Source organism: Pseudomonas sp. RA_5y_Pfl1_P24 (genome assembly GCF_963970945.1).
GTDB lineage: Bacteria > Pseudomonadota > Gammaproteobacteria > Pseudomonadales > Pseudomonadaceae > Aquipseudomonas > Aquipseudomonas tritici.
This window is the reverse complement of record NZ_CAXAOJ010000018.1, coordinates 32,588-55,464: the sequence shown is the minus strand read 5'-3', so window position 1 is coordinate 55,464 and position 22,877 is coordinate 32,588. Positions and strand designations below refer to the sequence as shown.

Here is a 22,877-nt window from a genome sequence, read left to right as displayed (position 1 = left end):
TGTCCGAAAATACAAGCGGCGCGAAAAATTTCGATTTTTTCAAATCCTGAGAATGGACTCAAATGACTCAAAAAGATAAGACACAGTCTCCTGCAGATAAAAAAACCGTGCAAACTAGTGGGAAAGACCAAGAAGCGCAAAAAACGTGTTTTGTAATTATGCCCATAGCGGATATGGACGGTTATGAACCAGGTCATTTCACACGGGTTTATGAGCACTTAATCAAACCAGCATGTTCAAAAGCAGGATATGTAGCTCATCGCGCCGACCTCGTCGCCGCAAGCAATTATATCATTATCGACATTCTGCGGAAAATTGTTGAGAGCGATCTCGTTATATGTGATCTGAGCGGGAGAAACCCAAACGTACTATATGAACTAGGGGTCCGCCAAGCTTTTAACTTACCTACCGTATTAATAAAGGACCAAATTACCCCTCGGATTTTTGACATCCAGGGCCTGAGGTGCGCAGATTATAGGCACTCACTCAGAATAGACGAAGTTCACAAAGAGCAGGAGAACATTCGAAACGCGATAGTGGAAACTACTGAAAAGCCAAATGATTTTAACTCCATGATTCAGCTATTAGGCGTGAGCCCAGCTGCACTGCCTGCGCGAGTCGAGTTATCAAATGAAACCAGTGTAATCCTACAATCCCTGAAGAACATTTCTTCAAGACTGACAGAGATGGAAGCTAAACCGAATCGCAATACACCCAAGCGTGGACTTACGCACTACATCAACTCATTATCGAATACAAATGGATTCGAATTAGAAGAGAATGCCTTCCTAATAAATGGAGAACCGATGAGTGCGGGAGATACCGTTTGGCTCGAAGGGCAAGATTTTGGAGCGCTTGTTGATTTTGACTCATCAGGCGTAACTGTAAGAAACAGTGATGGTAGCTTGAAAAAGATGACGCCCACTCATCCTAAATTTTCAAAGCTCTCCTCCCTGCCCTTCTGAGACTAATATTTGCTAAGCGTGGCAAGTGATAGGCAGACTATGATCGCGGTAAGGCCGTAAGCCTGCACTCGGTAACTCAAAGAGCTTGACGAAACCACGTAACAAGCTCCTTGAGTGCCACGACATCAGCCGCATTCAGTCGAGCGGGCACGTAACAACTACCAATCTAACCTATTGATATTTATGTACAATTTAACTGACTTGTAATCAGTAGGTCCCGGGTTCGACTCCTGGTGCCGGCACCATACAAAACAAAGGCTCGCCGATAGGCGGGCCTTTCGTTTATCTGAAATACGTAACAAGCCACGTAACAAGCTCGGTCCGTATGACGCCCTCATTCGTTTGACTCTATAAGGAAATTGTATGTCTGCGACGGTAATGACGATTGCAACACTGTCTCGGCTGCTGGCACCTGCCTTCAAAGATCTGTACGCGGGGGCTAAAGGTCAGGCTGAGAAAGCAATACACAAGCTGTCGACTGCCGCGGGCGTCAAAAAGCTTGCCACTACGCTTATAAAAATAGACAAAGTGAAAACCATTTGGTCGGCAGAGGATGAAGTCTCCCTTAAAAAGTTCTATTACCCATCAAAGATATCGATCGATGATGAAGAACAGATCGTCGCATCAGCAGCAGAGCTCCCAGACGGAAACTTAGTCATAGAGGGAATAGTTGGCCAAGGCAAATCCATTTTTATGAGATATTTAGCCTGCTCATTGCTGGAGAACACTCAAGTAATAAAAATCCCTTTCCTCCTTGAACTTCGGAATATATCCACAAGACGCAACTTACTGGATAGCATTTTAAGTTTTCTAAAAACTGTAGGCATTACGGGCGGAGAAGAGACTTTCGCTTATCTCGCTTCTTCTGGAAAAACAGTTCTGCTGCTAGATGGCTTTGATGAAGTACCAGAGGAATGTGTCGCCGATATAATTCTTGAAATTGATCACCTTCAAACTTTATACCCCGAATTAAAAATTGTAATCTCCAGCAGACCACAGAGCCATATTCAAAACGTAGTTGGATTCAGAATTCTGAGGCTAGTGCCTTTAACACCAGAAGACTACGACCCTTTTGTACAGAAATTAATACCCTCTGCGGCAAAAAGAACTGATGTTGTGGACGCCCTAAACGGTAGCCCTACGGATATCAAGGGCATTATCTCTACACCTTTAATGCTGACACTGGTCATTGTCGTATACCAGACTGAGAAAGAAACTCCGCTAAGCTTATCTGAGTTTTTTGATTAGTTATTCGGAATTGTATTTACGAAACACGACAAGCTTAAAGCTGGATTCAATAGGCAGCACTATAGCGGACTGCCGGAACGGCGACTTCGGCAGCTATTTGATGCCTTCTGCTTTATGGTAATCCAGACAAGCGCGGGCCGCTCTTTAAAGCCAAGCCAGTTCTCTAAAGCATTTGACGGCGCGTTGAAGCTAGCGAAAGACTGTGAGTGTGAACTTGAAGATTTCCGAAAAGATATTGTTAAGGTCGCCTGTCTTCTCATAGAAGAAGGGCTCGATCTAACAACATTCTTACATAAAAGTATTTTAAACTATCATGCCGCCGCCTTTATAAAAGAACTACCAGATGAGCGCGCAACATCATTTTATGCAGCAGCAACCAACGAATTCAGGAAATGGCAGTCCACGCTCAGCTTTCTAAGGCTCATTGATGAAGCCCGATACGCAAACCATTATTACCTCAATATTGTAGCCGAGCCTCATTCCAAACTTCGCGATGCGCTGGACGCTCCAGGCGACATTAGCTTCTACAATTATTTTATGAGTCTTTCTCCGGGCATATCAGCTGGACTGCAAGGAAGTGTACTGGTCGCATGGGGCCCTACACCTCAAAATAGGAATGAAATAGAAGAAGAAATCGACTCGGTGATAATTCGCCTTATAGTTAATTTATTCACCAGACTGTCTCCCCAAGACCTTAATGAACTGAAATCCAAATCTCATACCAAAATTTTGGAGGGGACGGACACGGTCAGAATCCCTCTGAAAGCTATAATAGAATTTTTCGGGCTAGATAAATTCCGGGATGCACTACGGACTTACGAAAATACCACTTACAACACTATTGAAAAATACAAAGTGATAGTGCATAACGAGAGCATTCAAAAAAGCATTTTTGACGACATATTAGGATCGGCATCTGCGGGAAATTCGCCTGCGAAGAAACGAATACCATCGCGCAAACGATGACCGGCACTTAAGAAACGCCACGATGAATCATGACTTTCCAAGCTGATGATGAGGGCTCAATCCCCTTCACCCCCTCTTAGGTTTTCAAGGGTTCCAGACGCGTCAGTTTGAGCCTGAGAGTGGGATTAAGGGTCAGCCCCCGTTCTATCCAATGTATACGCGTATTACTAAAATGCACTAACCACCCTCGGCGTCACCCCCTTCTCCTTTCACTCCGACCAACCTCTGTTCCGCGTCAACAGCGGTGTTTCCCTGCATGAAGCCTTGCACCACGTTTCCGATCTGCTCCATGTCGCCCAGTTGCTCGCAGAAGACGCAGCAATGACGCGAGACACAGATCGTTATGCCTGGGCATCGCATTATCTGCAGGAGATGAGCAAGGCGGTGATCGATGATGTGGTGAAGGTACTGGAATCACCCTGCAACACCGAGCAATAACGCAGCAACAAAAAAAGGCACTTGCCGCTCACCGACAAGTGCCTTTTTTATTCGCCAGAAACCGCGATCAACGCGACAACATAAACGTCTCGTACTCCAGGTCCTCCAGCGCCGATGACAAGCGCGCCAGCCCCAGCAGTACACACACCAGCAGCGACAGCGTAAACCCGTACCCGAAGAAGCTCGGGCCCAGGTGCATGCTGAGCAGTGTCAGGCCGGCGTTGAGGACGGCGAACAGGACGCACAGTTCCAGCACCACGCGGCGTTTGTCGAGGTAGAAGAACACGTTGAGCAGCGCCATAAAGACGACCTGGATGCTCACGCCGATCAGGTCGATGTAGAACAGTGGCAGGTAGTAACTGGAGATGCCCAGCCAGTCCAGCAGGCGTGGTGCGAAGAGGAACAGCAGCACCACGGTGAGGCCTTGGACTTTGCAGATTTCGAGCAGACCCTGGCGGATGGACAGGGTCATCTCGGTCTTCAGCGAGCCGATGTGCTGCAGGGTTTCGCCGTCGCGGATGGCCCGGAACAGGCGGTCGTACCATTCGGCAAAGTCGGTTTCGATGCGCACCAGGAACACGGCCATGCCGGGGATGATCGCGAGGTAAGCGATGAAGATCGGCATGTCGTAGAGGATCGAGGCGCGCAGCGGGCCGATGACGGTGTTGGAGGTGGCCGGGTTGAACCAGAACATGATCTTGTCCACCCAGATGCCGAAGTTGTAGAAGAACCCGGTCACCAGCAGGCTGAGGAACACGTTGCGGCGATCGAGGAAGTCGAAGGCGATGAGTTTTTCAGCCCGGTATTCGCGCAGGATGTCGTAGAGGTACAGGAACAGCAGCGTGCTGTGCCCGATCAACAGTGCCAGCAGCAAGCCTGGCATCTCCAGGAAGCTCAGCAGGTAGGCGCTCGCAACCATCAGCGAGTAGCCCACCAGCATCACCAGCAGGATGCGGTTATATTTTTTCATCCCCGACAGAAAAATGATCACCAGCCACAGGTTGCACAGCACCACGAAGTTCGAGAGCACCAGCACGCGGTAGATCAGCGGCTGATCGAACAGCACCGCCAGCAGGATGATGCCGAGTACGCCGGCGCCCACGGTCACCATCAGTAATATGCCCAGCAGGTTGGGCAGGATTTGCTCGTAGTTGCGCTGGAACAGTTGGTCGGACACAAACCGGGTAAAGAACAGTTGCAGGCCGCCCGTCAGGATCAACGAGCTGGCCATCAGGTACGTCACCGTCACCAGAAACTGCCCGACCAGCGAGTTGGGCAACATCAAGCCCAGGCTGATGATGCCCACCAGCATCACGCTGATGATCGACAGCACCCACGGCCCGGAGCTGATCAGCCCGGCATAGACGTAGGCATGCAGGGTGGCGGTGTAAGAGTCGCGCGAAAGAATCTTGCGCAGTTCAAAGCCAATACCGGCCATTTAGCTGTTCTCCATGGCTGCCTGGTACAGGTCGCGGTAGCGCTGCAACATCAAGGCTTCGGTGTAATAACGGTTGACCCGCGCCAGGCCGCTGGCCTGTGCGGCTTGCCAGCGTTCCGGGCTGCGCAGCAGTTCCAGGATGGCGACGGAGGTGGCCTGTGGGTCGGCGATCGCGACAACCTTGCCCGCAATACCAAGGTCACGGTCTTCGGCGCTGCCGCCTTCGATCAGTTCGCGGCACGAGCCTACGTCGCTGCTGACCACCGGCGTGCCGGCGGCCCAGGCTTCGAGGATCACCAGGGGTTGCGCCTCACTGATTGAGGTCAACACCATCAAGCCGAGCTGAGGCAGGATGTCCTGGATGCGCTGGAAGCCGAGGAAGTGCACCTTGCCTTCCAGGCCCAAGCTGGCCATCAGGCTGCGGCATTCGCTGACGTACTCCGGGTCTTCCTCTTCCGGCCCGACGATCCAGCCTTCAACCTCAGGCATGGCACTGATCACGCCGCGCATGGCCCGCAGGAAGGTTTTCACGTCCTTGATCGGCACCACACGCCCGATCAGGCCCACCCGCGGGGCAATGCCCGGCGCGCGTGTTTCAAGCACACGATTCCACTGCGCCAGGTCGATACCGTTGGCAATCAATTGCGTGCGTGCAGGCTCGGCGCCGTCCTTGATCTGGCGCTGACGGTTACCGTCATACAAGGCGATGATGTTGTCGGCGCTGTTGTAGGCCAATTGGCCGATCCGCTCGAAGTAGCGCACCCACAGCGTACGGATGTAACCCGAGCCGCCGTCGAGGCTGCGGTTCAGCGCCTGGCCGGAGGTCTCGGCGATCCACGAGGCCTGGGCCAGGTCGATCTTGCGTTCTTTGGTGTAAATGCCGTGCTCGCTGAGCAAGTAGGCGCAGTTCCAGCGTTGCTTGAGAATGCAGCCCAAAAGCCCGGCGTAACCGGTGGAAATCGAATGCAGCACGCGCGCGCGCGGCATTTTGCGCGAGGCTTCGGCCAGCATCAGCAAAGGCGACTGCAGCGAGCGCAGGGTCCAGAAATAATTGACAAAGGACGGGTCGGCGCAATGCAGGCGATAACCCTCGCTGAGCGTCTCCCAACTGGCGCGGCTGCGCAGGACGTCGTCGAGGGTCATGTCGCCGCTGGCGATGCAATCTAGCAGCTTCTCGCCCAGCTCACGTTCAGGTTGGTCCGGGTGATGCAAAAAGCGATACAGGTCGGCCAGGTGCTGCGGGTTGGCTTCGCGCGGTGTGCCGTGCAGATTCGTGGGATGGGTCGCGTCCTCGAGAAACATCTCTTCGATGTGCAGCACGTTGGCCGGCACTTCGTAACGGCGTTTCTCATACGCTGAGCGCTGGCCGCCGATGAACATCACCGAAAAGGTCAACTCCGGCAGGCCGAGGATCATCTGGTGAATCCAGCTCGAAACGCCGCCGCGCACGTAAGGCCAGGTGCCTTCGAGCAGCAGGCAGATGTCTGCAATCGGTGCCTCTTGCTTGTTACTCATTCCAGCTCCTCACCAACTCAGCGAACGGTGGCCGCTGGCGGGTTTTCTCGGGAAGGCTGGCGAGCAACCCGGGAATTTCGTGATAACGACCGGCCTCGAACGCCAGCTCTGCGCGAAACGGCAAGACCTGGGCCGAGCCCATGCCGTTTTCTTCCGCCAGGCGCAGCAGGACTTCGGCGCGCTCGTTCTCGCCGCGCTCCAGGGCGATACGGCCAGCCAGCAGGAACAGCTCACCGCCCTCGCCCGCTGCCAAGCCCTGCTCGGCATGCTCGCTGGCCTGGTTGAGTACGTGCTCCAGCACGCTGCCTTGCGCCAGGCCGAGGTAGGCCAGTTCCCAGTACCAGCGCGCCAGCATGCTGTGGACCGGGCCTGCGGTGCGCGAACTGACATCCACCAGTTGCTCAAGGGCCATCTGGATATGCAGGTTGATATCGCTTTCCTGCTTGTCGAGCATCGAGTAGGCGAGCAGGCGCACGTCGTCGCTGGGGTCTGCCAGCGCCAACTTGAGAATGGGCACCGCTTCCTTGCCGGGCATCCGCCGTGTGGCCAACAAGGCCGACAAACGCTGGTCCGGATCGGGCGCGTGACGCAGCACATCCTGTAAGCCGCCATCGGCGAAAACCGGCTTGTGCAACTGCGCCTGCGCGCGGTACGGCAAGCTTGGAATACCAACGGCCTGCCAGGCTTGTTTGTCGCGCTTGCGCGGCAAGTACAGCGCCGGGAAGATCGCAGCCACCACACCCAAGGTGCCGATGACCGGCACAAAGAACGCCAGGCTGAAAATGAACAGCGGGCTCCAGGGCAACGGCTTGCGGTAGCGCGCCGGCAGCAACAGCCACACGGCCGCGCACAGCATCAGGCAGGCGACGCCATGGCTGAAGGTGAAGACCAGCAGTTGGTGCACTTGAGGCGCGTCGAGCCACAAACTTGCCCAACTGCCCGCCTCTAGCACCAAGGCTCCGCTAAACAGCCACTTGCTGATCATTCAAGCCACACTCGTTGTAAAGGAAGTTACGCAGCCCGTTGCGGTCACAGCCAGGCTCCAGGTTGAAAGGCATCACCCGTACGCCCAGGCTCTCGAAGTCGCTGTCGATACCAAAATGCTCATGCAACATCAGGCTGATACGGGCCAGGTAGCCCTCAGTGCCTTGCGGGCTGGTCAACGGCAACAACACCAACAGCAGCGCGTGGTCGCGGTTGTTGCGCACCGGCAAGTGCAGGTCCAGGCCGCGCTGGCTGCGCGCCATCAGGCGCGTCAGCTCGTCGTTGGGGCGTGTCATCTCAAACGCAAACAACCCGGCCGGCAAGGTGTGCTGCTCTATGTCCACCAGCGAGCGCTTGAGTTGCAACGTGAACTGCTGGGCGCCGGCGTCCGGCAGTTGCAGCACTTGCGGGTCGCGACGCAGCAGGTCGGCGATGTGGCCGGCCAGCAGCGACAAAAGGCTCAAGGTGCGGTCCTGGAACGCAAAGAACGGCATCTGCCGAACCGCCAGGATGGCCAACAGGTTGCCTTCGGCGTCGATCAGCGGGATGCACGCTTGCAGCGACGAAAACTGCGAGGATTTGCCGGAATCAATCAATTCCTGGCGCACGCTGACCAGTTCACCGCGCTCAAGGCACAGCTTGATCAGGTCATCACCCACATCCAACGGGCCCATCACACCGATCATCGCCAAGGCTTGAGGCAGTATGTTTTGTTCGCTGTCATCGACGCGGTACAACCCGGCCACGCGCAAGGCGCCGTACTGGCCGAGCATCGCTACGATGGGCTCAGCCAGCGCGATCAGGGCATCGCCTTCGACCGGCATGCCACGCAGCTTTTCCCGCAAGCCCAGCAAGGAACTGCGCAGGCTCTGGTCGCTGCCCGCCACACGCTGCTCGAGCAGGTCATGGGAGACCCGCAGAATCTGGTGGGCGCGGGTGAATTCGTCGAGACGGTACTGACGGTATTCGTTGGCCATCTGCAGACGCTCAAGGCGACGCACCCACAGGTCCCGCACTTCACCGACGAGCATCCCGCACACCAGCACGCCGACGATAAACGACGGATCAATCTGGGTATAACCTTCGTGCCCGCTGCTGCGCAGCGCAAACAGCGCCGCCACCACCAGAACCGCGCTGAACAAGCCGCGCACAAAGCCATAACGTACACCTAACAGCAGCGGTGCCAGGATCGGCCAGGGGAAACCGGCATGCATCTGCAACGGGTCTTCAGGCGTGAGCCAGAAGCCGAGGCCGATCGCCAGGCCCGTCACCAGTATCGTTTCCAGCCAAGACACCGGCCCGCTGGCGCGAGGCGCCAGGCTGTAATCCATGTGTGGAGAATTCATTGCGTTCACTCGAACCGAAGGGCGCCAACAAGTTTGTCGATGACTGTTTGAGCATTGCCCGCCAGACTTTCACGGGACCAGCCGGCGCGGGCGCCACTTTTGCTCCACAGCACGCGGCCGCTGCTGGCTTCCAGCACGCGCAGGCTGATGCCCACCGCCGGTTCGCCGTCCAGGCCGTTCTTGTACTGCCACTCTTCCACGCTGCCCGCGACCACGTAATCGAGTTTCTGCTCACGGGCCCAATCGAGGGCACCGGCCAGACGCTCATTGTCGTCCATCAAGGCTTGTTCACCCTGGGTGGTGACAGGGTAAACCCGTGGTTGCAGACCATGGCTGCTGAGCACACTGAGCAGGATCTGCTCGCTGCGCTCACCGGCTTGCGGGGTCTGCGAATAGTTGACCATCGGCACGATGCCCCACTGCGCATTGCGTGGCAGGTTCGGGCTGGTCTCACTGGTGAAGCTTGAGCAGCCGGCAACGAACAGGACTGTCAGCGCCAGGCTCAGGTTACGAATTACTTGCATAGGTTTTCTCCCGTAGAGATTCTGTAATCAGCGCCCGAAACGCACGCCGTAGCTCATGCCCAGTGTTCCGCCGGATTTGCCATCCCCGCCTTGTGGCGCAGATTGGTAACCGACGGTCAGGGCCAGTTCGTCGTCACCCAGCACTTCAAAGCCGATGCCGGTGTTCATGCCGTAGTTGAAGGTTTGGTCTGTCCACTGCCAGCCTGCCGTCACGTCCACCAGCCAGGTGTATTGGGGCTTGGTGCGCACCAGCGCGCCAGGGATGCCGCGACGCCAGGTGGTACCGACGTAGAGTTGGCCGTAGCGGCTTTGCAGCAGGTTGTCGGCGGTGACCGGGTCTACATCAAGAGGATCAGGCAGACCCGTATCGGCATCTATCGACTGAGGCGTAACCTTGACGGCGCCGCCGTTGCGGCTCGACAGATATTCCAGCTCCCGGTCCTTCACGCTGTTCTTCTGATAATCCGCACCGCCGCGCACCGTCCAGTTAGGCCCGGCGAATTCCAGCGTATGGTTAAGCTCAACCTTCAGCGCCTGCCCGGTACCCAGCGAGTCGCCGGCACGGGTAGAGAACGAACGCTGCGCCACTTCCCAGCTCAACTGGTCCCGTGCGGTCAGGCCATGACGCCCGCCGACCCAGGCTCGGTCCTGCTGGCCGAAGGCGCGCATCAAGCCGCTGTCGTCACTCTTGCGATGCCAGTCCAGGCCGGTCTCGAGTTGGTGGCTGGAACCCAGCTGCCACAGGCGCGACAGGCCCAGGCCGTTGCGATCGTCGTCCTTGCGCTGGCTGGTGTCAGCGAACACCTTCCAGCTGCCGTTTTCCACCGAGCGAATCAAGGTCAGGGCCGCGTTGCTTTCGTCACCGATCCTCGATGAGATGACGTCGTCGCCCTTGTAGTTGCCGTGCTCCATCTCGAGGTCGGCGTACCAGTTGTCACCCAGGTTGTGGGCGATTTCCAAGCGCGGCGCATCAAACGAGAGGCCACCGAAGTCTTGCTTCTGGTAGGACAGTAGCGCGCCTTGCGGGGTGCTTTCGTGGATCTCCACGGCTTGGCGGCGCAGTTGTTCGCGCACCGACTCCGGCTGGTCGTCACCCAATGCGGTCAAGCTGACGTCCAGCGCTTCGTTGGTGCGACCCAGGCGGCTGAGTGCCTGCGCACGTTGCGCCGGGTTCAGGTCGCTGCTGGCCAACAGGGTTTCAACCTGGGCCTTGTTGCGACTGCGCAGCGCTTCCTGAATCTGCTCGTAACGGTCGACCTTGAGGCCTTGGCTACGCGCCCACTCCAGCCATTGGTCTTTCTGCGACTCCTGATTGCTCGCATCCAGCCGTGCCAGCAAGCGCTCGAACCACATCTGCTTCATCGACGGCGAACCGTCTTTCCACTTCAACAGTTCCTGCTGCGCCTTGCGTGGCGAGTAGCTGCTGGACATCAGCCGCAACCAGATCGCGTAGCGCTGGGACGAAGGTTGCAGCCCTTCAGCCTCGGGGTTGCGCAGCAGTTTCAAACGCAGCCGTTGCGCCGCATCCTGGTAACCGGCGGTGTCCAGTGCATCGGCGTATGCCGCCTGCACCAGCCAGTCGTTCGGGGTGAGCTTGAGGTACATGCGGTACCAGGCCAAGGCGTCGGTATCACGATTCAACAACTGACTGGCGCTGGCAAATGGCAGCCAGAGCAGACGGTCCTGACGCGCATAGACGCGCCATTTGGCCAGCAATGGCTTGAGTTTCTCGGTGTTGCCCTGGTCGACATACATCCAGATCATGCGTTCGCGGAACAGGTTGTCGTTGGGATAACGCGACAGGCCCAGCAGGTACAAACGCTCGGCTTCGGCGCTGTCGCCCTGCTCAATCGCCAATGCACCCCGCACGGCCAGAACCTGGGCTTGCTCGTAGGCCTGCGGGTACTGTTTAGCGTCTTCGAGCAACGCGACCACTTGGTCCCACTCCTGCAATTCCTCGGCGAGCTGCAAGGCCTCGACCAAGCGTTGCGGGTCTTGGGCGCGTTTCCAACTGGCGACCATCAGGGCCAGGGCGCGCTGTGGGTCTCGGGTGCGATAAAGGGTGATGAGCTGGCTCTCGTCGCCGCTGATCAGCTTGCCGTTGATGGCCAGCAGGCGTTCCAACGAAACGCGCAGGTCTTCATCACGCTCCAGGTCCCACGCCAGGCTAGCGCGGGCGTGCCAATACTCAGGATCCTCGATCGAAGGGTCATCCACCTTCACGACGTCCCATGCAGCTTGCTCGTCAAACAGCTTCATCTCGGTGCCAACCCAGTCCACCCGCTCGGCCGAGGTCAGGGTGAAGCGTTTGGCGTAGTCGTTGTAAACCTTGCTTCTTGCGGCGAACTGCCCGGTGTTGTCCAGGTTTTGCAGCAAACGTGTCCACGCCAGGCGGTGCCCTGGGTATTTGCGCAGATAGGGGCGCAACCAGGCCTCGGCCTCAGCAGGCGTGCCGCGCGATTCGTGGCCATAGATCAACGCGTCCAGCTCGATATCGGTGAGCGCGCGCTGTTGCATGATCTCGGCTAGCAGCGGGATCGAGCGGTCGAAATCGAACTGCTGGCTGGCCAGGCGCCAGGCGTGTTCGCGGGTTTGCGGGTCTTCTTTCAGCTTGAGCAAGCGAATCCAATAACCCAAGGCCGCTGCGTTATCACCGCGCCACTCCCCGAGCAACGCCATTTGATTGAGCAGCTCGGTGTCGTCCGGATAATCGACCGTCAATTGCTGACCGGTTTCCCAGGCGCCCGCCAGGTCATTAATGGCCAGACGCACGTGGAATTCTTTCAGCGCAATTTTCGGATTGTCCGGCTGCACTTCGCGCCACTGCTTGAGCACGCGCTGCGCCAGGTCAAACTGCTTGGTTGCCACGGCGACGTCGACGCCCTGCTCCAGCCATGCCACATCGGTCTGGGGGTTAGTCAGTTGGGGCAATTCGTCGGACAGCACCTGCGCAGCCTGTTCGTCACGACCCGCCGACAGCAAGCTGTTGAACGCCAACTGCGCGTAATCACGACGCTCTGCCGGTAGCTGGGCTTCGCGCCTGAGCTGCAGGTAAATATCGGCAGCATGCTCCGGTTTTTCGCTGGCCATGTACCACTGAGCCGCCGATTTGAGCGCTTCGGCACGCTGTGCGGGATCGCGTGCGGCGATTTCTTCGTACACACCCGCCGCGAATTCAGGCGCCTGCAAGGTCAACGCCCGCGCCGCCAGGTTTTGCAACTGGGGCAATGGCAATTTGTGGTAATCGAAACTACCCAGGCGCTCGACGAGCGCTTGCTGCGCGATCAAGTCGTTGCTGCTGGTGGCGACCAGCGCGTCCAGTTCAAGACGATAGTAAGCCTGGATTTCAGGCTGTGGCTTGGGCCAGGCTTCCAGGTGCTGGCGCGCTTTGGTGTAGTCACCGAGGCGAATCAACAAATCGACCAGTTGCAGACGCAGGTGATCGTCGTCCGGGTGAGCCGTCAGCAGCAGCTCGGCATAGTTGGCCGAGACCGCATCCGGCTGGCGACCGTCGGGCTGGAACACTTCTTCGCGCTGGAAGGTCGCCCACAACAGGCCACCTACGGCAACCGCCACCACCGCCAATGCCCAAGGATTGAGCAGGCGGCTGTTTTTAGTTGCAGAGGAGCTGACCATTACTCACCTGCTTCATAGGTAATTGAAAAGTCCACAGGCCGGCCGAAGCCTTGCCCGCAAATCGTTGGCCATCCACTTCCACGCGGCAGGCAGTGGCCGAACGTACGGAGAAGGTCAGGTCGAATTGGCCGGCGAACGCAAAGCTCACGCGGCGCTCATCCAGGTAACGCCAGTCCAGCAGAGGCAAATTGGCCTCTTCCAGCGCCGGTCTCGGGTCTCGATCCGGGCGCAGCACCAGCAGCGCCTTGTCGCTGCTCAGGGCCACGTAGCGCCCTTGCGGCAAATCGCGCACGCCGGCGATGCCTTGCGATTTCAACAGGTCCGGCCAGCCCATTTGCGCGTCCAGGCGCACGGTACGCAGTGCGTCCATCCCGCGAATCTGCCAGGCGCCATCCGCGGTGCGTGCCAGGCTCGCCTGATACAAACCGTGCAGACGGTCGAGGTAGTCGCTCATCCACAACGACATCGGCTGCTGCTCGCGCATGTAGCCATAGATCTCGTGCATGGCCTTGATCGACGCCTGCTTGGTGCTGGAATAGAAGTGGTAATAGAGGTGCAGGCCACGCAGACGGCGTGGGCTGTCGGTGAGCTGGAACGTCTCGATCAACTCGCGGAAACCGTAATACGGGCCCTTCCACAAGTTGGTGTACAAGTTCTCGTTGATGATCGGCGCGTAGTACTGCAAGCCGCCTGCGGTCGGGCGCAGCAGCGGGTTAAGGCCGGTCAGCGACGGATTGGCCTTGGTCATGATGGTTTCGGCACCGTTGACGTTTTTCAGGCCAGCGTCATACGCCAATTTGATGGTGCTCGCCGATGGCAGCGCATCACCTGGCCAGAACACTAATTTCACCGGCTTCTGCGGGGTGGTCAGGTTCTGGTTGATGTAGTCGCGCGAGCCAAAGATTTCGCGGCGAAAATCAATTTTGTCGTAGCCAGGCACCTTCATGTTCATGCCGTATTCCGGATTGAAGTTCTCGCGTTTCTTGGCTTTTTCCGGCTGCATGAAAAATGGGTGGCTGTAGGTATGCGTGGCAACTTCAACCTTAGGGTTGGCAAAGATCTCGCGTGCAATCGGCTCCAGCTCACGGGCCAGGAAGGGGAACGCGCCGCGGGGCGAAATCTCGGCTTCGATGATCGACACCGAAGTCAGAAACGGGTTGGGCTTGATGTAGTCGTCCAGCGTGTGGCGCCCGGCGTAAGGTGTGCCACGCACTTCGGCGCGGGAAGGGAAGCCATCGCCATCGATGTGCACGGTCGCAATGCGCCGGCCATTTTCGGTGGTGCTGTCCGGGCGCGGCTGGCTTGGCAGGTGCAGGCTGGCCTGGAGAAACGCAAAGGGATCGAGGATCCAGCGGCTGCGCTCGTTGTTGGTTTCAAGCAGATAGGGCGCAAGTGCCAAGCCTCCCCATTTACCGACCACCACCGGCGTGAACACCTCACCGCCGGCACCCTTCAACGACAACGCAGCTGTCGGGCCATTGGGCATCAAGGAAACGGCGGTAAGGTCACGCGAGCGCGGCACCACCGGCGCTTCAAATGCGCCCACCAGGGCCTTGTCCTGATGAGTAACGGTCAGCACCTGCGTGGCGGGCGGCGCATCACGCTTGAGGCCAAGGCGCTTGAGCAGCAGCTTGTCTTCAACCGGCAACCCACTGAAAAACGCCACGGGCACCTGTTCGTCCAGGCGCGCATTGATGAAGCGCCTAAACGCAGCCGGGTCCTGCGGCGGGCCGCTGGTCATCCAGGTGACAACGCCGGCGTACAGGCCACTGAAGCCGTACAGCGGAAGCTGGCTGTCGGCCGGAAAATAATCGACGCGATAGCCCAGGTATTCCAGCAAGCCGCCGAGGTCGCTATGGCCGGCAGCATCTTCCAGCGCACCTTCGCGCGGGTCGAAAATCAGCGCGATTCGGCGTGGTTGAACCTCGATGCTGCTGATGCCCAGGGTATTGAGGTCAGGGGTGCTGATATACGGGATGTAGCCTTCTTCGCGCAGACGCTTTGCCAGTTTGCGCGCTTCTTCACGGCGCTCAGGCGGCAAGTAATCAATCGCTACCAGCGGGACGCCTTTGGCACGCAGCGGTTTCAAATGCGTTTCAAGCCATTCGCGGTCGGACTCCGAGACCGGGCGATAACGCTTGGCGGAGGCGTCCCAGCCCGCGTGAATCGACTCGACTGCCACGGCGGCGGCGACGCCATCCAGCTCAGGCAATACTTCGAAACCGCGATTGAAGAACAACTTCAATTTTGGCTGACGCTTGTGCATTTCACGCAGCAGGTTGGCCAGGCCCACGCGCTGAGCTTCACGCTGGGCTTGAGGCAGCAACTGGAAACTGTCGAGGGTGTCGAGAAATACACCGCCATAACCTTGGGCTTCCAAGGCTTTGGCGCGAGCAAATAAATGCTCACGCCAGGCTTGCGAAGTGAGGTCCATGACCTGGCTGTCCCAGGCATCGTTACGCACCGGGGAAACCGCTTTGCTCAAGCCGGCTTTTTCGAGCGCCGCCTTATTGCCGTCGAATTCGCCCACGGACAAATAAGCAAAGGGTTCGCTGCCCAGCGTACGCAAGGTTTTGACGTCGGCGGCCGTCATGTGGCCGGGCTCGACCACAGCCCAGTCAAACTGCGACAACTCCGCCAGGGGCGGCTGCTCGGCGTACCAGAAGGCCACGCTGGCCGGCTGCGGCGACGTCGCGGCCTGCGCAATAGACCCGCCAACGAACAACGCAAAAGCGGTCAGTAGCCGCTCAGCTATTGCGCGGACACGCGTCCTGCGAAAAACGATTTCCATAATGCACTCTTGAAATGATTGAAACTGAGACGGCGCTAAGGTCGAACAGGGTGACCGGCGGGTTACAAACTGCGAAGTAGCTGCGTTAAACCCTGGCCCACGGACGTCGGTTCCGAGAGCACGTAGCGTTGCAGCAAGCGCGTGTTGTCCGCGCGGGAATGACGAATATCGCCTTGGCGTTGCGCCTGGTGCGTCACCGTCAGCGCCGTACCGGTCGCACCACCCAGCTCGCTGATCAGGTCGTTCAAACTGGTCGCGCGGCTGAACCCGACATTGACCGCACCAGGGGCAGCCTCGCGGGCCTCCACGGCCTGCACGAGAATGCTCACCAGATCTTGCACGTAGACAAAATCGCGCGTCTGCCCACCGTCACCGAATACGGTAATCGGCTGCTTGGCGATTGCCCGCTGGCTGAAGATACTAATCACACCCGAGTACGGAGAGGACGGGTCCTGGCGTGGGCCAAAGATATTGAAGAAGCGAAAAATCACAGGCTCCAAGCCATGTTCGCGACGATAGAAGTCCAGGTAATACTCACTGGCCAGCTTGTCGCACGCGTAAGGCGTCAGGGGAGACTTGGGGGTGTCTTCTTCAATGGCCGTGCCTTCGCCGTTGTTGCCATAGACTGCAGCGCTGGAAGCGAATACCACACGTTTGACACCCGCCTTCAGCATGGCTTGGCACACATTGAGCGTGCCGACGAAATTGCTCTGGTGGGTAGCGACAGGATCATCCACCGACGCCTGCACCGATGCCACTGCTGCCAGGTGAACCACAGCATGACACCCCTGCATGGCTTGCTCGACCACCGCGGTGTCTGCAACATCACCCACGACGACATCCAGATGCGGATTCCCGATAGGCAAATTGCTCGTCTTGCCGGTCGACAGGTTATCCAGCACACGAATGCTGTAACCCTTGCCCAGCAAGGCATCGACCAAATGCGAGCCAATAAAGCCTGCACCACCGGTAATCAAAACTCGCTTAACATCCATGGAGGTTCTTCCTGACGACTCAAGCGGAGATTTCATATAGGCAGTCCGCTAACGGTGGCACGATTAAGGCCCAGCACAGGCTGAAAAATACCTCAGCCCGCTTGGTGCAATGATGTCAGTTTAGTGGCTTGAAGCCATCAAAACGCCGCCGATCATGTTAGATCCGGGAGAAACTGTCAACATATCGTCTTTTATGCCGCCAGACGGTAGGCGACTTTAAATCATCGCCATTTAATTGACTCATATCGGGGTATTTAAACGCGGTTAACTTCGATTGGGTTAGGCGAAATTTTCGCCACTTATCTGCGATCCGTTGTTTCAGAAATCCCGCCTTGTCATTGCTTTTTAAAAATTTTTTACAGCGCTCCTGAAAAGGGATCTGCGCAGCATTTGTGGGCATAAAGCGTGTGCTGAGGCGCAAAAGGACTGCCGGGCGCACATAAAAAAACCCGAACGGGTCGGGGTTTTTTATCGCCTGGCATCAGGCGCGACGCCGGATAAATCAGAAAACGTTGATCGGGTAGTCGGCGAACAGACGGATTTCGTTACCGCCTACGTTGTACTGGTCAGCGTTGTTGGAAACGCGCAGCCACGAGGCGCGAGCACGCAGGCTCAGGTCTTTGGCTGGGCCGCTCTGGACCACGTACTTGAACTGGTTCCAGATTTCGCGCTCGGTGCCATCGCCACGGTTGGTGCCGTCGTCGATGTTGGTACCGCGCACGTAGGCCACGTTGTAGGTCAGGCCCGGTACGCCGAAGGTGGCGAAATCGATGCCGTAGCCTAGTTGCCACGAACGCTCGTCCTTGCCGTTGAAGTCAGACCAGTAGGAGTTGGCCAGCAGGATGGTGTTGCCACCGTCGCCGATGCCGCCAGCGTTGCGGTAGCCGCCATACAGGTAGCCGGTGTCCCCGGTGCTGCGCTGGTGAGCGACGGTGAAGCTGTGCGGGCCAACAGCCCACGTGGCGCCCAGGCTCCAGATTTTGTTGTCACGGGCGTCAGCATCTTTCTGGTTTTCCAGGGCGAAGCTGCGGTCCAGCTTGGTTTTGTAGCCGTTGAAGTCAAACGTCAGCGACTGCTTCTCTGGCAGGGCCAGCACGTAGTTGACGTTGACGTATTGCTTCTTCAGCACGTCCTGCATGTGGGAGGCATACAGCGCGGCCGACAGGCTTTCGATGAATTTGTAGCTACCACCGATATAGTCGATGCTTTTCAGGCGACCGCTGTCGGTGCCTTCCATGCTCTTGCGCGCTTCTTTGGTGAAGTGACCCGCGTCCAGTTGCAGACCGGCGATCTCTTTGGAAACAATCGAAGTACCGGTGTAGGTTTCCGACAACAGACGGGAGTTGTCGTACTGCAGCACAGGCACAGCCGGGAACTGATCACCGTACTTGAGCACCGTGTTGGAAACGCGGAACTTCACGGCAGCGCCGCCCTTGGCCAGGTCATGGGGTGCCGAGCCAGGGTTGTTCGAGCCATCAGGGTTGGTAGTGCCATTGCCCTGTTTGAAGAAGTCGATGCCGCCCGCGCCAGCGCGACCTTGACCACCATCCAGACGGATAGCGTACTGGCCGATCACGTCCACACCCACACCCACGGTACCTTGGGTGAAACCGGACTCGAACTTACCGATGAAGCCTTGGCCCCATTCGGCTTTGTCTTGCTTGCCGTTTTTGTAGTCACGGCTGATGTACGCGTTACGGGCGGCGATATTCAGGTGGCTGTCTTCAACAAAACCCTTGGATTGGTCCTGGTCGTTGGCCATTGCTGTCGATGCGCTCAAAATCCCCAGAGCGATCAGACTCATCCGTTGCTTCAACATTTTTTTGTATTCCTTGTTTCTGGTTGAGTACGCGCGATGACACCAGGCCCCGTGTCGCTTTTCTGGTGTCGACTGCTTCCGGAAAAAAGAAGGCCCGCGGACGACTTAACAGGCCGCGGGCCTTTTTTATTGGATGAGTCATGGCTGTTAGCCAAAGGCGTTGGGCGCAATCCTAGTCGCGCGTTGAACTATGTGTCAATTTCGTGAATCGTCTGTATTTAGGCGAAATAATTCTAAACAAGGGCCTATTGCTGTTCTAAAAACGACAAAAAATCACCTTCAAATGCCTTAGAAACACATCTCGTAACATATTTCGAAGTCGATACTTTTGGTAATAGATAACGCGCGCAAATGCAAAGCATTACCATTAACGCGCAGTTTTCCTCCCAAACAATTCGGATACATGCCTTCATGCCTGCTCTTCGCCTGACGCCCATCACCCTTGGGCTTTGCGTTCTGCTGTCTGCCGGTTTTGCCTGTGCGGCCACCACCTTGCCTGAAACCTCGATCAGTGCCGAAGCTGACGAAGACGACCCGCGGGTCAAGGAGACCAGCACGGCCACCCGCACCGCCACACCCGTGCGCTATGTGCCCCAGGCCATCGATTCAGTGAAGACCGAAAGCCTGCGCGCCTATGGCACCAATGACCTGGGCCAGGCGTTGAGCGGCATCCCGAACGTCAGCAGCGGCGCCGACACACGTTTCGACAGTTTGCGCATCCGCGGTTTCGACGCGAGCAATGACTTCTACCTTGATGGCATTCGTGACGACAGCCAATACATTCGCGACCTGCATAACATCGAGCGCACCGAAGTGCTCAAGGGGCCTGCGGCAGTACTTTACGGACGAGGCGGTCAGGGAGGAATCGTCAACCGTGTGAGCAAGCTGCCTATTGCCGGACACACGTCGAGCATTGAGGCCCAAGGCGCCAGCAATGATTTGCGCAGCGTGTACGCCGACCTCAGCACCGACCCCACCGATAACATGAGCCTGCGCCTGAACATGGGTAACCAGGACAACAACAGCTTTCGCGACGGTGTGAGCGGCAACCGCCAGCTTTTCGCGCCGTCCTTGAGCTGGCAACTGACGCCAGACCTGAACTGGCTGGTGCAATACGAATACAGTCGCTACAACCGCACGCCCGACCGTGGCATTCCTGGGGTGAACGGGCGCCCGGCTGACGTGAGCCGAAGCACCACCTACGGCGACAGCCGGGACTACATCGACGACAAAACCCAGTCGCTGCGCTCCAAGCTGGCCTATGAGCTCAACGCCAACTGGCAACTGCGCCAGACCCTGGGTGTGTTCAAGCTCGACAGCGATTTCGACAATACCTACGTCACCGCCTATACCCCGTCGACCAACCGTGTCACGCGCCAGCGCTGGCAGCAGGACCTGACCACTCTCAACATCTTTAACAACGTCGAGCTGGAAGGCGGCTTCAGCACCTTCGGCCTGGAGCACCGCTTGCTCACCGGCCTTGAACTGGGCAGCCAGCGCCGCGACCCGAAGCTGTATACCGCCACTGCCGTCGCACAAGGCGGCCGCGTCGTGCCGCCCCTGGATCTCAACCAGCCCAATCGCAACCTCAGCCACACCGGGCGGATGAGCCTGCAAAGCAACAACCACACCGAAGTCGACAGTCGCGCCATCTATGTACAGGATCAACTGCGCCTGAATGACCAGTGGCAAATCCTGGCCGGCCTGCGTTACGACCGCTTCGAGGTAGACACCAAGAGCAAGCTGCTCAACACCCAGCAGGCCGTCAAAAGCCACAGCACCAGCCCGCGTTTTGGCCTGGTGTGGACGCCGCTGGAACATCACTCGTTCTATGCCTCATGGAGCAAGACGTTCTCCCCAGCGGGCGGCGGCTTGATCGGCATCACCCCGAACGCCGCCGGCAGCGTCAACGACCTGAGCCCTGAGCTGACCAAGCAGAAGGAAATCGGGGTCAAGAGCGACTGGCTCGACGACCGCCTGAGCACCACCCTCGCCGTGTACGAACTGGAACTCTACAACCGCCGCACCAGCGACCCGCTGGACCGCACCATCACCCTGCTCAGCGGCTTGCAGCGCTCACGCGGCGTGGAGCTGACCGCCACCGGAAAAATCGTCGGAAACTGGTATTTACGCGGTGGTGTGGGCTTGCAGAATGCCACGGTCGAGAAGGACAACAACGGCTTTGAAGGCAAGCGCGTCAGCGATGTGGCCAAGCGTAATGGCAGCCTGTTCATTACCTGGAAGCCGGAGATGGGCTGGTACGCGGAAACCGGCCTGACGCTGGTCGGCGACCGTTATGCCGACAGCCTCAACACCGTGGTGTTACCGGGTTATGGCCGCTGGGATGCGTTGGCGGGGTTCCGTCAGAAGGCGTGGGATGTAAGGGCGGCGCTGAACAACATCGCGGATAAAACCTACTACGCGTCGGCGACCAGTGTGGCGCAGATCCAGCCAGGGGAGCCGCGCAGTCTCATCGTGACCGGTACCTATAGCTTTTGAGGAAAACGCGGTCAGTGAGGGAGCTGGCTTGCCTGCTCCCACAGTTGATTTCGGTGGTGCTTTAGCTACTCAACACGTCAGACAACGCATGCACTTCGTCCTCACTGAACAACCCCGCCGGGTAGCGTTCACGCATCACACTGTGCAAGTCAGGCTGTTGCCTGATCTGTCGCGAACCGTTTTCCTTCAACCAGAGCGCCAGCGCATGGATCGCGTCACCATTGACCCGCAAGGGGTGAAACGTGCGCGTGTACATCGGGTTAATATCGGCGTTCATTTCAGCGCTCTCTCCTACTGCGTGAGCGGCTAACTTACTCAAGGTTTATGACAGAACTGCGCAGTCATCACCCTGGGCCACTGTGACAATAGCGATACAAGAGCTATGCCAATGTCTCGTGTTTATAGGTATGCCGACACAAAAAAGCCCGCAACCTTGCAGGGCTGCGGGCTTGCTGTTGGCGCTGAAACCGGGGAGCACCCGGCTAGCGCCATGACACTGTTACAAGTGCACTCAGTTTTTGTGCGGGGCTGGCTGTTGTTGGGTCAGGCAATGGATATTACCGCCACCCAGTAACAGTTCGCGGCCCGGCACCATCACCACTTCGTGCTGCGGGAACAGGTCCTGCAGGATTGTCTTGGCCACGCTGTCCAGCGGGTCATCGAAGCTCGGCGCAATGATGCCGCCATTGACGATCAAGAAGTTGACGTAGGAACCGGCCAACCGCACGGTCGGATTACGCTCCTGGGTCCCGTCAACCGGATCGACACCGGCGCATTCTTCCTCGGTCGCGTAAAGCGGTCCCGGGATCGGCATTTTATGCACTGTGAACGAGCGACCCTGGGCATCGGTGCTGCTTTGCAGCACGTCCATGGCGGCATGGCAGCGTGCGTAGTTAGGGTCTTGCGGGTCATCGGTCCAGGCCAGCAGCACTTCGCCAGGGCGCACGTAGCAGCAGAAGTTATCCACATGGCCGTCGGTCTCGTCGTTGAACAGGCCGTCTGGTAACCAGATAATTTTATCCACAGCCAGGTTGGCACTCAGCACCGCTTCAATCTCGGCACGGCCCAAGTGCGGGTTGCGATTGCGGTTGAGCAGGCATTCTTCGGTAGTGATCAGGGTGCCTTCGCCGTCAACATGGATCGAACCGCCCTCCAGCACAAAGCCTTCGGTGCGATAGCGCGGGGCCCGTTCGATCTCGAGGATCTTGCCGCCGACCTGCGAATCGCGGTTCCACGGCGAATACAGGCCGCCATCAAAACCGCCCCAGGCGTTGAAGTCCCAGTTCACACCGCGCACTTCGCCGCTGTTGTTGATCACGAAGGTCGGCCCGGTGTCGCGCACCCAGGCGTCATCGCTGGACATCTCCACCACCCGGATATTCGGCACATCCAGGCGCGCGCGGGCATTTTCGTACTGGCCGGCGGAAACCGCTACGGTCACCGGCTCAAACCGTGCGATGGCCTTGGCCACCGCCACGTGAGCGGCCTGCGCTGGCTTACCGCCCAGGCGCCAGTTGTCCGGGCGCTCTGGCCAGATCATCCAGGTTTGAGTCTGTGGCGCCCATTCGGCAGGCATGTGGAAGCCATCGGCGCGGGGGGTGCTGTTCAGGGTGGTCATGGCGATCAGGACTCCGAATGGGGGTAAAGGCCGACTTTATAACGGATATAAATCGGCTTTAAAAGCAACATAAGATCATAGTAGATGAACATGAC

Annotated in this window: 15 protein-coding genes, 1 tRNA gene and 1 pseudogene; 6 read left to right on the top strand and 11 right to left on the bottom strand. The window is 57.9% G+C overall.

Features of this window, described 5'->3' with window-relative positions:
• The first annotated feature begins 62 nt into the window (after nucleotides 1-62).
• The 5 genes and pseudogenes from AACY30_RS24590 to AACY30_RS24570 form a co-directional block, all read left to right on the top strand.
• The gene (locus AACY30_RS24590; protein WP_339541258.1) at nucleotides 63-965 is read left to right on the top strand and encodes a hypothetical protein; all 903 of its coding nucleotides are present in this window, start codon (nucleotides 63-65) and stop codon (nucleotides 963-965) included.
• A gap of 128 nt (nucleotides 966-1,093) precedes the next feature.
• A tRNA-Ser gene (locus tag AACY30_RS24585) sits at nucleotides 1,094-1,210 on the top strand.
• A gap of 118 nt (nucleotides 1,211-1,328) precedes the next feature.
• Nucleotides 1,329-2,213: an NACHT domain-containing protein gene (locus AACY30_RS24580; protein ID WP_339541257.1), complete on the top strand. Its 885-nt coding sequence runs from the start codon at nucleotides 1,329-1,331 to the stop codon at nucleotides 2,211-2,213.
• Nucleotides 2,214-2,327: 114 nt separating this feature from the next.
• Nucleotides 2,328-3,179: a hypothetical protein gene (locus AACY30_RS24575; protein ID WP_339541256.1), complete on the top strand. Its 852-nt coding sequence runs from the start codon at nucleotides 2,328-2,330 to the stop codon at nucleotides 3,177-3,179.
• Between the two features lie 177 nt (nucleotides 3,180-3,356).
• Nucleotides 3,357-3,617, top strand: a pseudogene (locus AACY30_RS24570) (DUF3077 domain-containing protein); the annotation flags it as partial.
• Nucleotides 3,618-3,684: 67 nt separating this feature from the next.
• Here the strand turns inward: AACY30_RS24570 and pelG are convergent.
• From pelG to AACY30_RS24525, 9 genes are all read right to left on the bottom strand, one after another.
• A complete protein-coding gene (pelG, locus tag AACY30_RS24565; RefSeq protein WP_339421212.1) occupies nucleotides 3,685-5,055 on the bottom strand; it encodes an exopolysaccharide Pel transporter PelG in 1,371 nt (456 codons plus the stop codon).
• Entirely contained in the window at nucleotides 5,056-6,570 is a 1,515-nt protein-coding gene (gene pelF / locus AACY30_RS24560; RefSeq protein ID WP_339421210.1) for a GT4 family glycosyltransferase PelF, read from the bottom strand.
• On the bottom strand, nucleotides 6,563-7,555 hold the full coding sequence (locus tag AACY30_RS24555) for a HEAT repeat domain-containing protein (RefSeq protein ID WP_339541255.1): 993 nt from the start codon (nucleotides 7,553-7,555) through the stop codon (nucleotides 6,563-6,565). Before AACY30_RS24555 ends, pelF begins: the two co-directional genes overlap by 8 nt.
• Nucleotides 7,533-8,900 carry a PelD GGDEF domain-containing protein gene (locus AACY30_RS24550; protein ID WP_339421206.1) on the bottom strand — a complete coding sequence of 456 codons (1,368 nt, stop codon included), beginning with the start codon at nucleotides 8,898-8,900 and terminating at the stop codon, nucleotides 7,533-7,535. The genes AACY30_RS24555 and AACY30_RS24550 overlap by 23 nt, the downstream gene beginning before the upstream one ends.
• 5 nt (nucleotides 8,901-8,905) lie before the next feature.
• Entirely contained in the window at nucleotides 8,906-9,424 is a 519-nt protein-coding gene (locus AACY30_RS24545) for a hypothetical protein (RefSeq protein WP_049710551.1), read from the bottom strand.
• 27 nt (nucleotides 9,425-9,451) lie between these two features.
• Nucleotides 9,452-13,060 (bottom strand): tetratricopeptide repeat protein, encoded by a 3,609-nt coding sequence (locus tag AACY30_RS24540; protein WP_339541254.1) that lies wholly within the window; start codon nucleotides 13,058-13,060, stop codon nucleotides 9,452-9,454.
• Nucleotides 13,038-15,851 (bottom strand): bifunctional glycoside hydrolase 114/ polysaccharide deacetylase family protein, encoded by a 2,814-nt coding sequence (locus tag AACY30_RS24535; protein WP_339541253.1) that lies wholly within the window; start codon nucleotides 15,849-15,851, stop codon nucleotides 13,038-13,040. The genes AACY30_RS24540 and AACY30_RS24535 overlap by 23 nt, the downstream gene beginning before the upstream one ends.
• A gap of 62 nt (nucleotides 15,852-15,913) precedes the next feature.
• Nucleotides 15,914-16,846: an NAD-dependent epimerase/dehydratase family protein gene (locus AACY30_RS24530; protein WP_339469139.1), complete on the bottom strand. Its 933-nt coding sequence runs from the start codon at nucleotides 16,844-16,846 to the stop codon at nucleotides 15,914-15,916.
• Between the two features lie 502 nt (nucleotides 16,847-17,348).
• Complete coding sequence (locus AACY30_RS24525; protein WP_339541252.1) at nucleotides 17,349-18,665, bottom strand: OprD family porin; 1,317 nt, start codon at nucleotides 18,663-18,665, stop codon at nucleotides 17,349-17,351.
• Between the two features lie 411 nt (nucleotides 18,666-19,076).
• Between AACY30_RS24525 and AACY30_RS24520 the strand changes: the two genes are divergently transcribed.
• Nucleotides 19,077-21,164 (top strand): TonB-dependent receptor, encoded by a 2,088-nt coding sequence (locus AACY30_RS24520; protein WP_339541251.1) that lies wholly within the window; start codon nucleotides 19,077-19,079, stop codon nucleotides 21,162-21,164.
• A 61-nt stretch (nucleotides 21,165-21,225) separates the two neighbouring features.
• Here AACY30_RS24520 and AACY30_RS24515 read toward each other — a convergent pair whose 3' ends face one another.
• Nucleotides 21,226-21,441 (bottom strand): hypothetical protein, encoded by a 216-nt coding sequence (locus tag AACY30_RS24515; RefSeq protein WP_339541250.1) that lies wholly within the window; start codon nucleotides 21,439-21,441, stop codon nucleotides 21,226-21,228.
• Nucleotides 21,442-21,675: 234 nt separating this feature from the next.
• Nucleotides 21,676-22,782, bottom strand: coding sequence for an agmatine deiminase (gene aguA, locus AACY30_RS24510; protein ID WP_339541249.1), 1,107 nt, complete (start codon nucleotides 22,780-22,782; stop codon nucleotides 21,676-21,678).
• Nucleotides 22,783-22,877 lie beyond the last annotated feature (95 nt).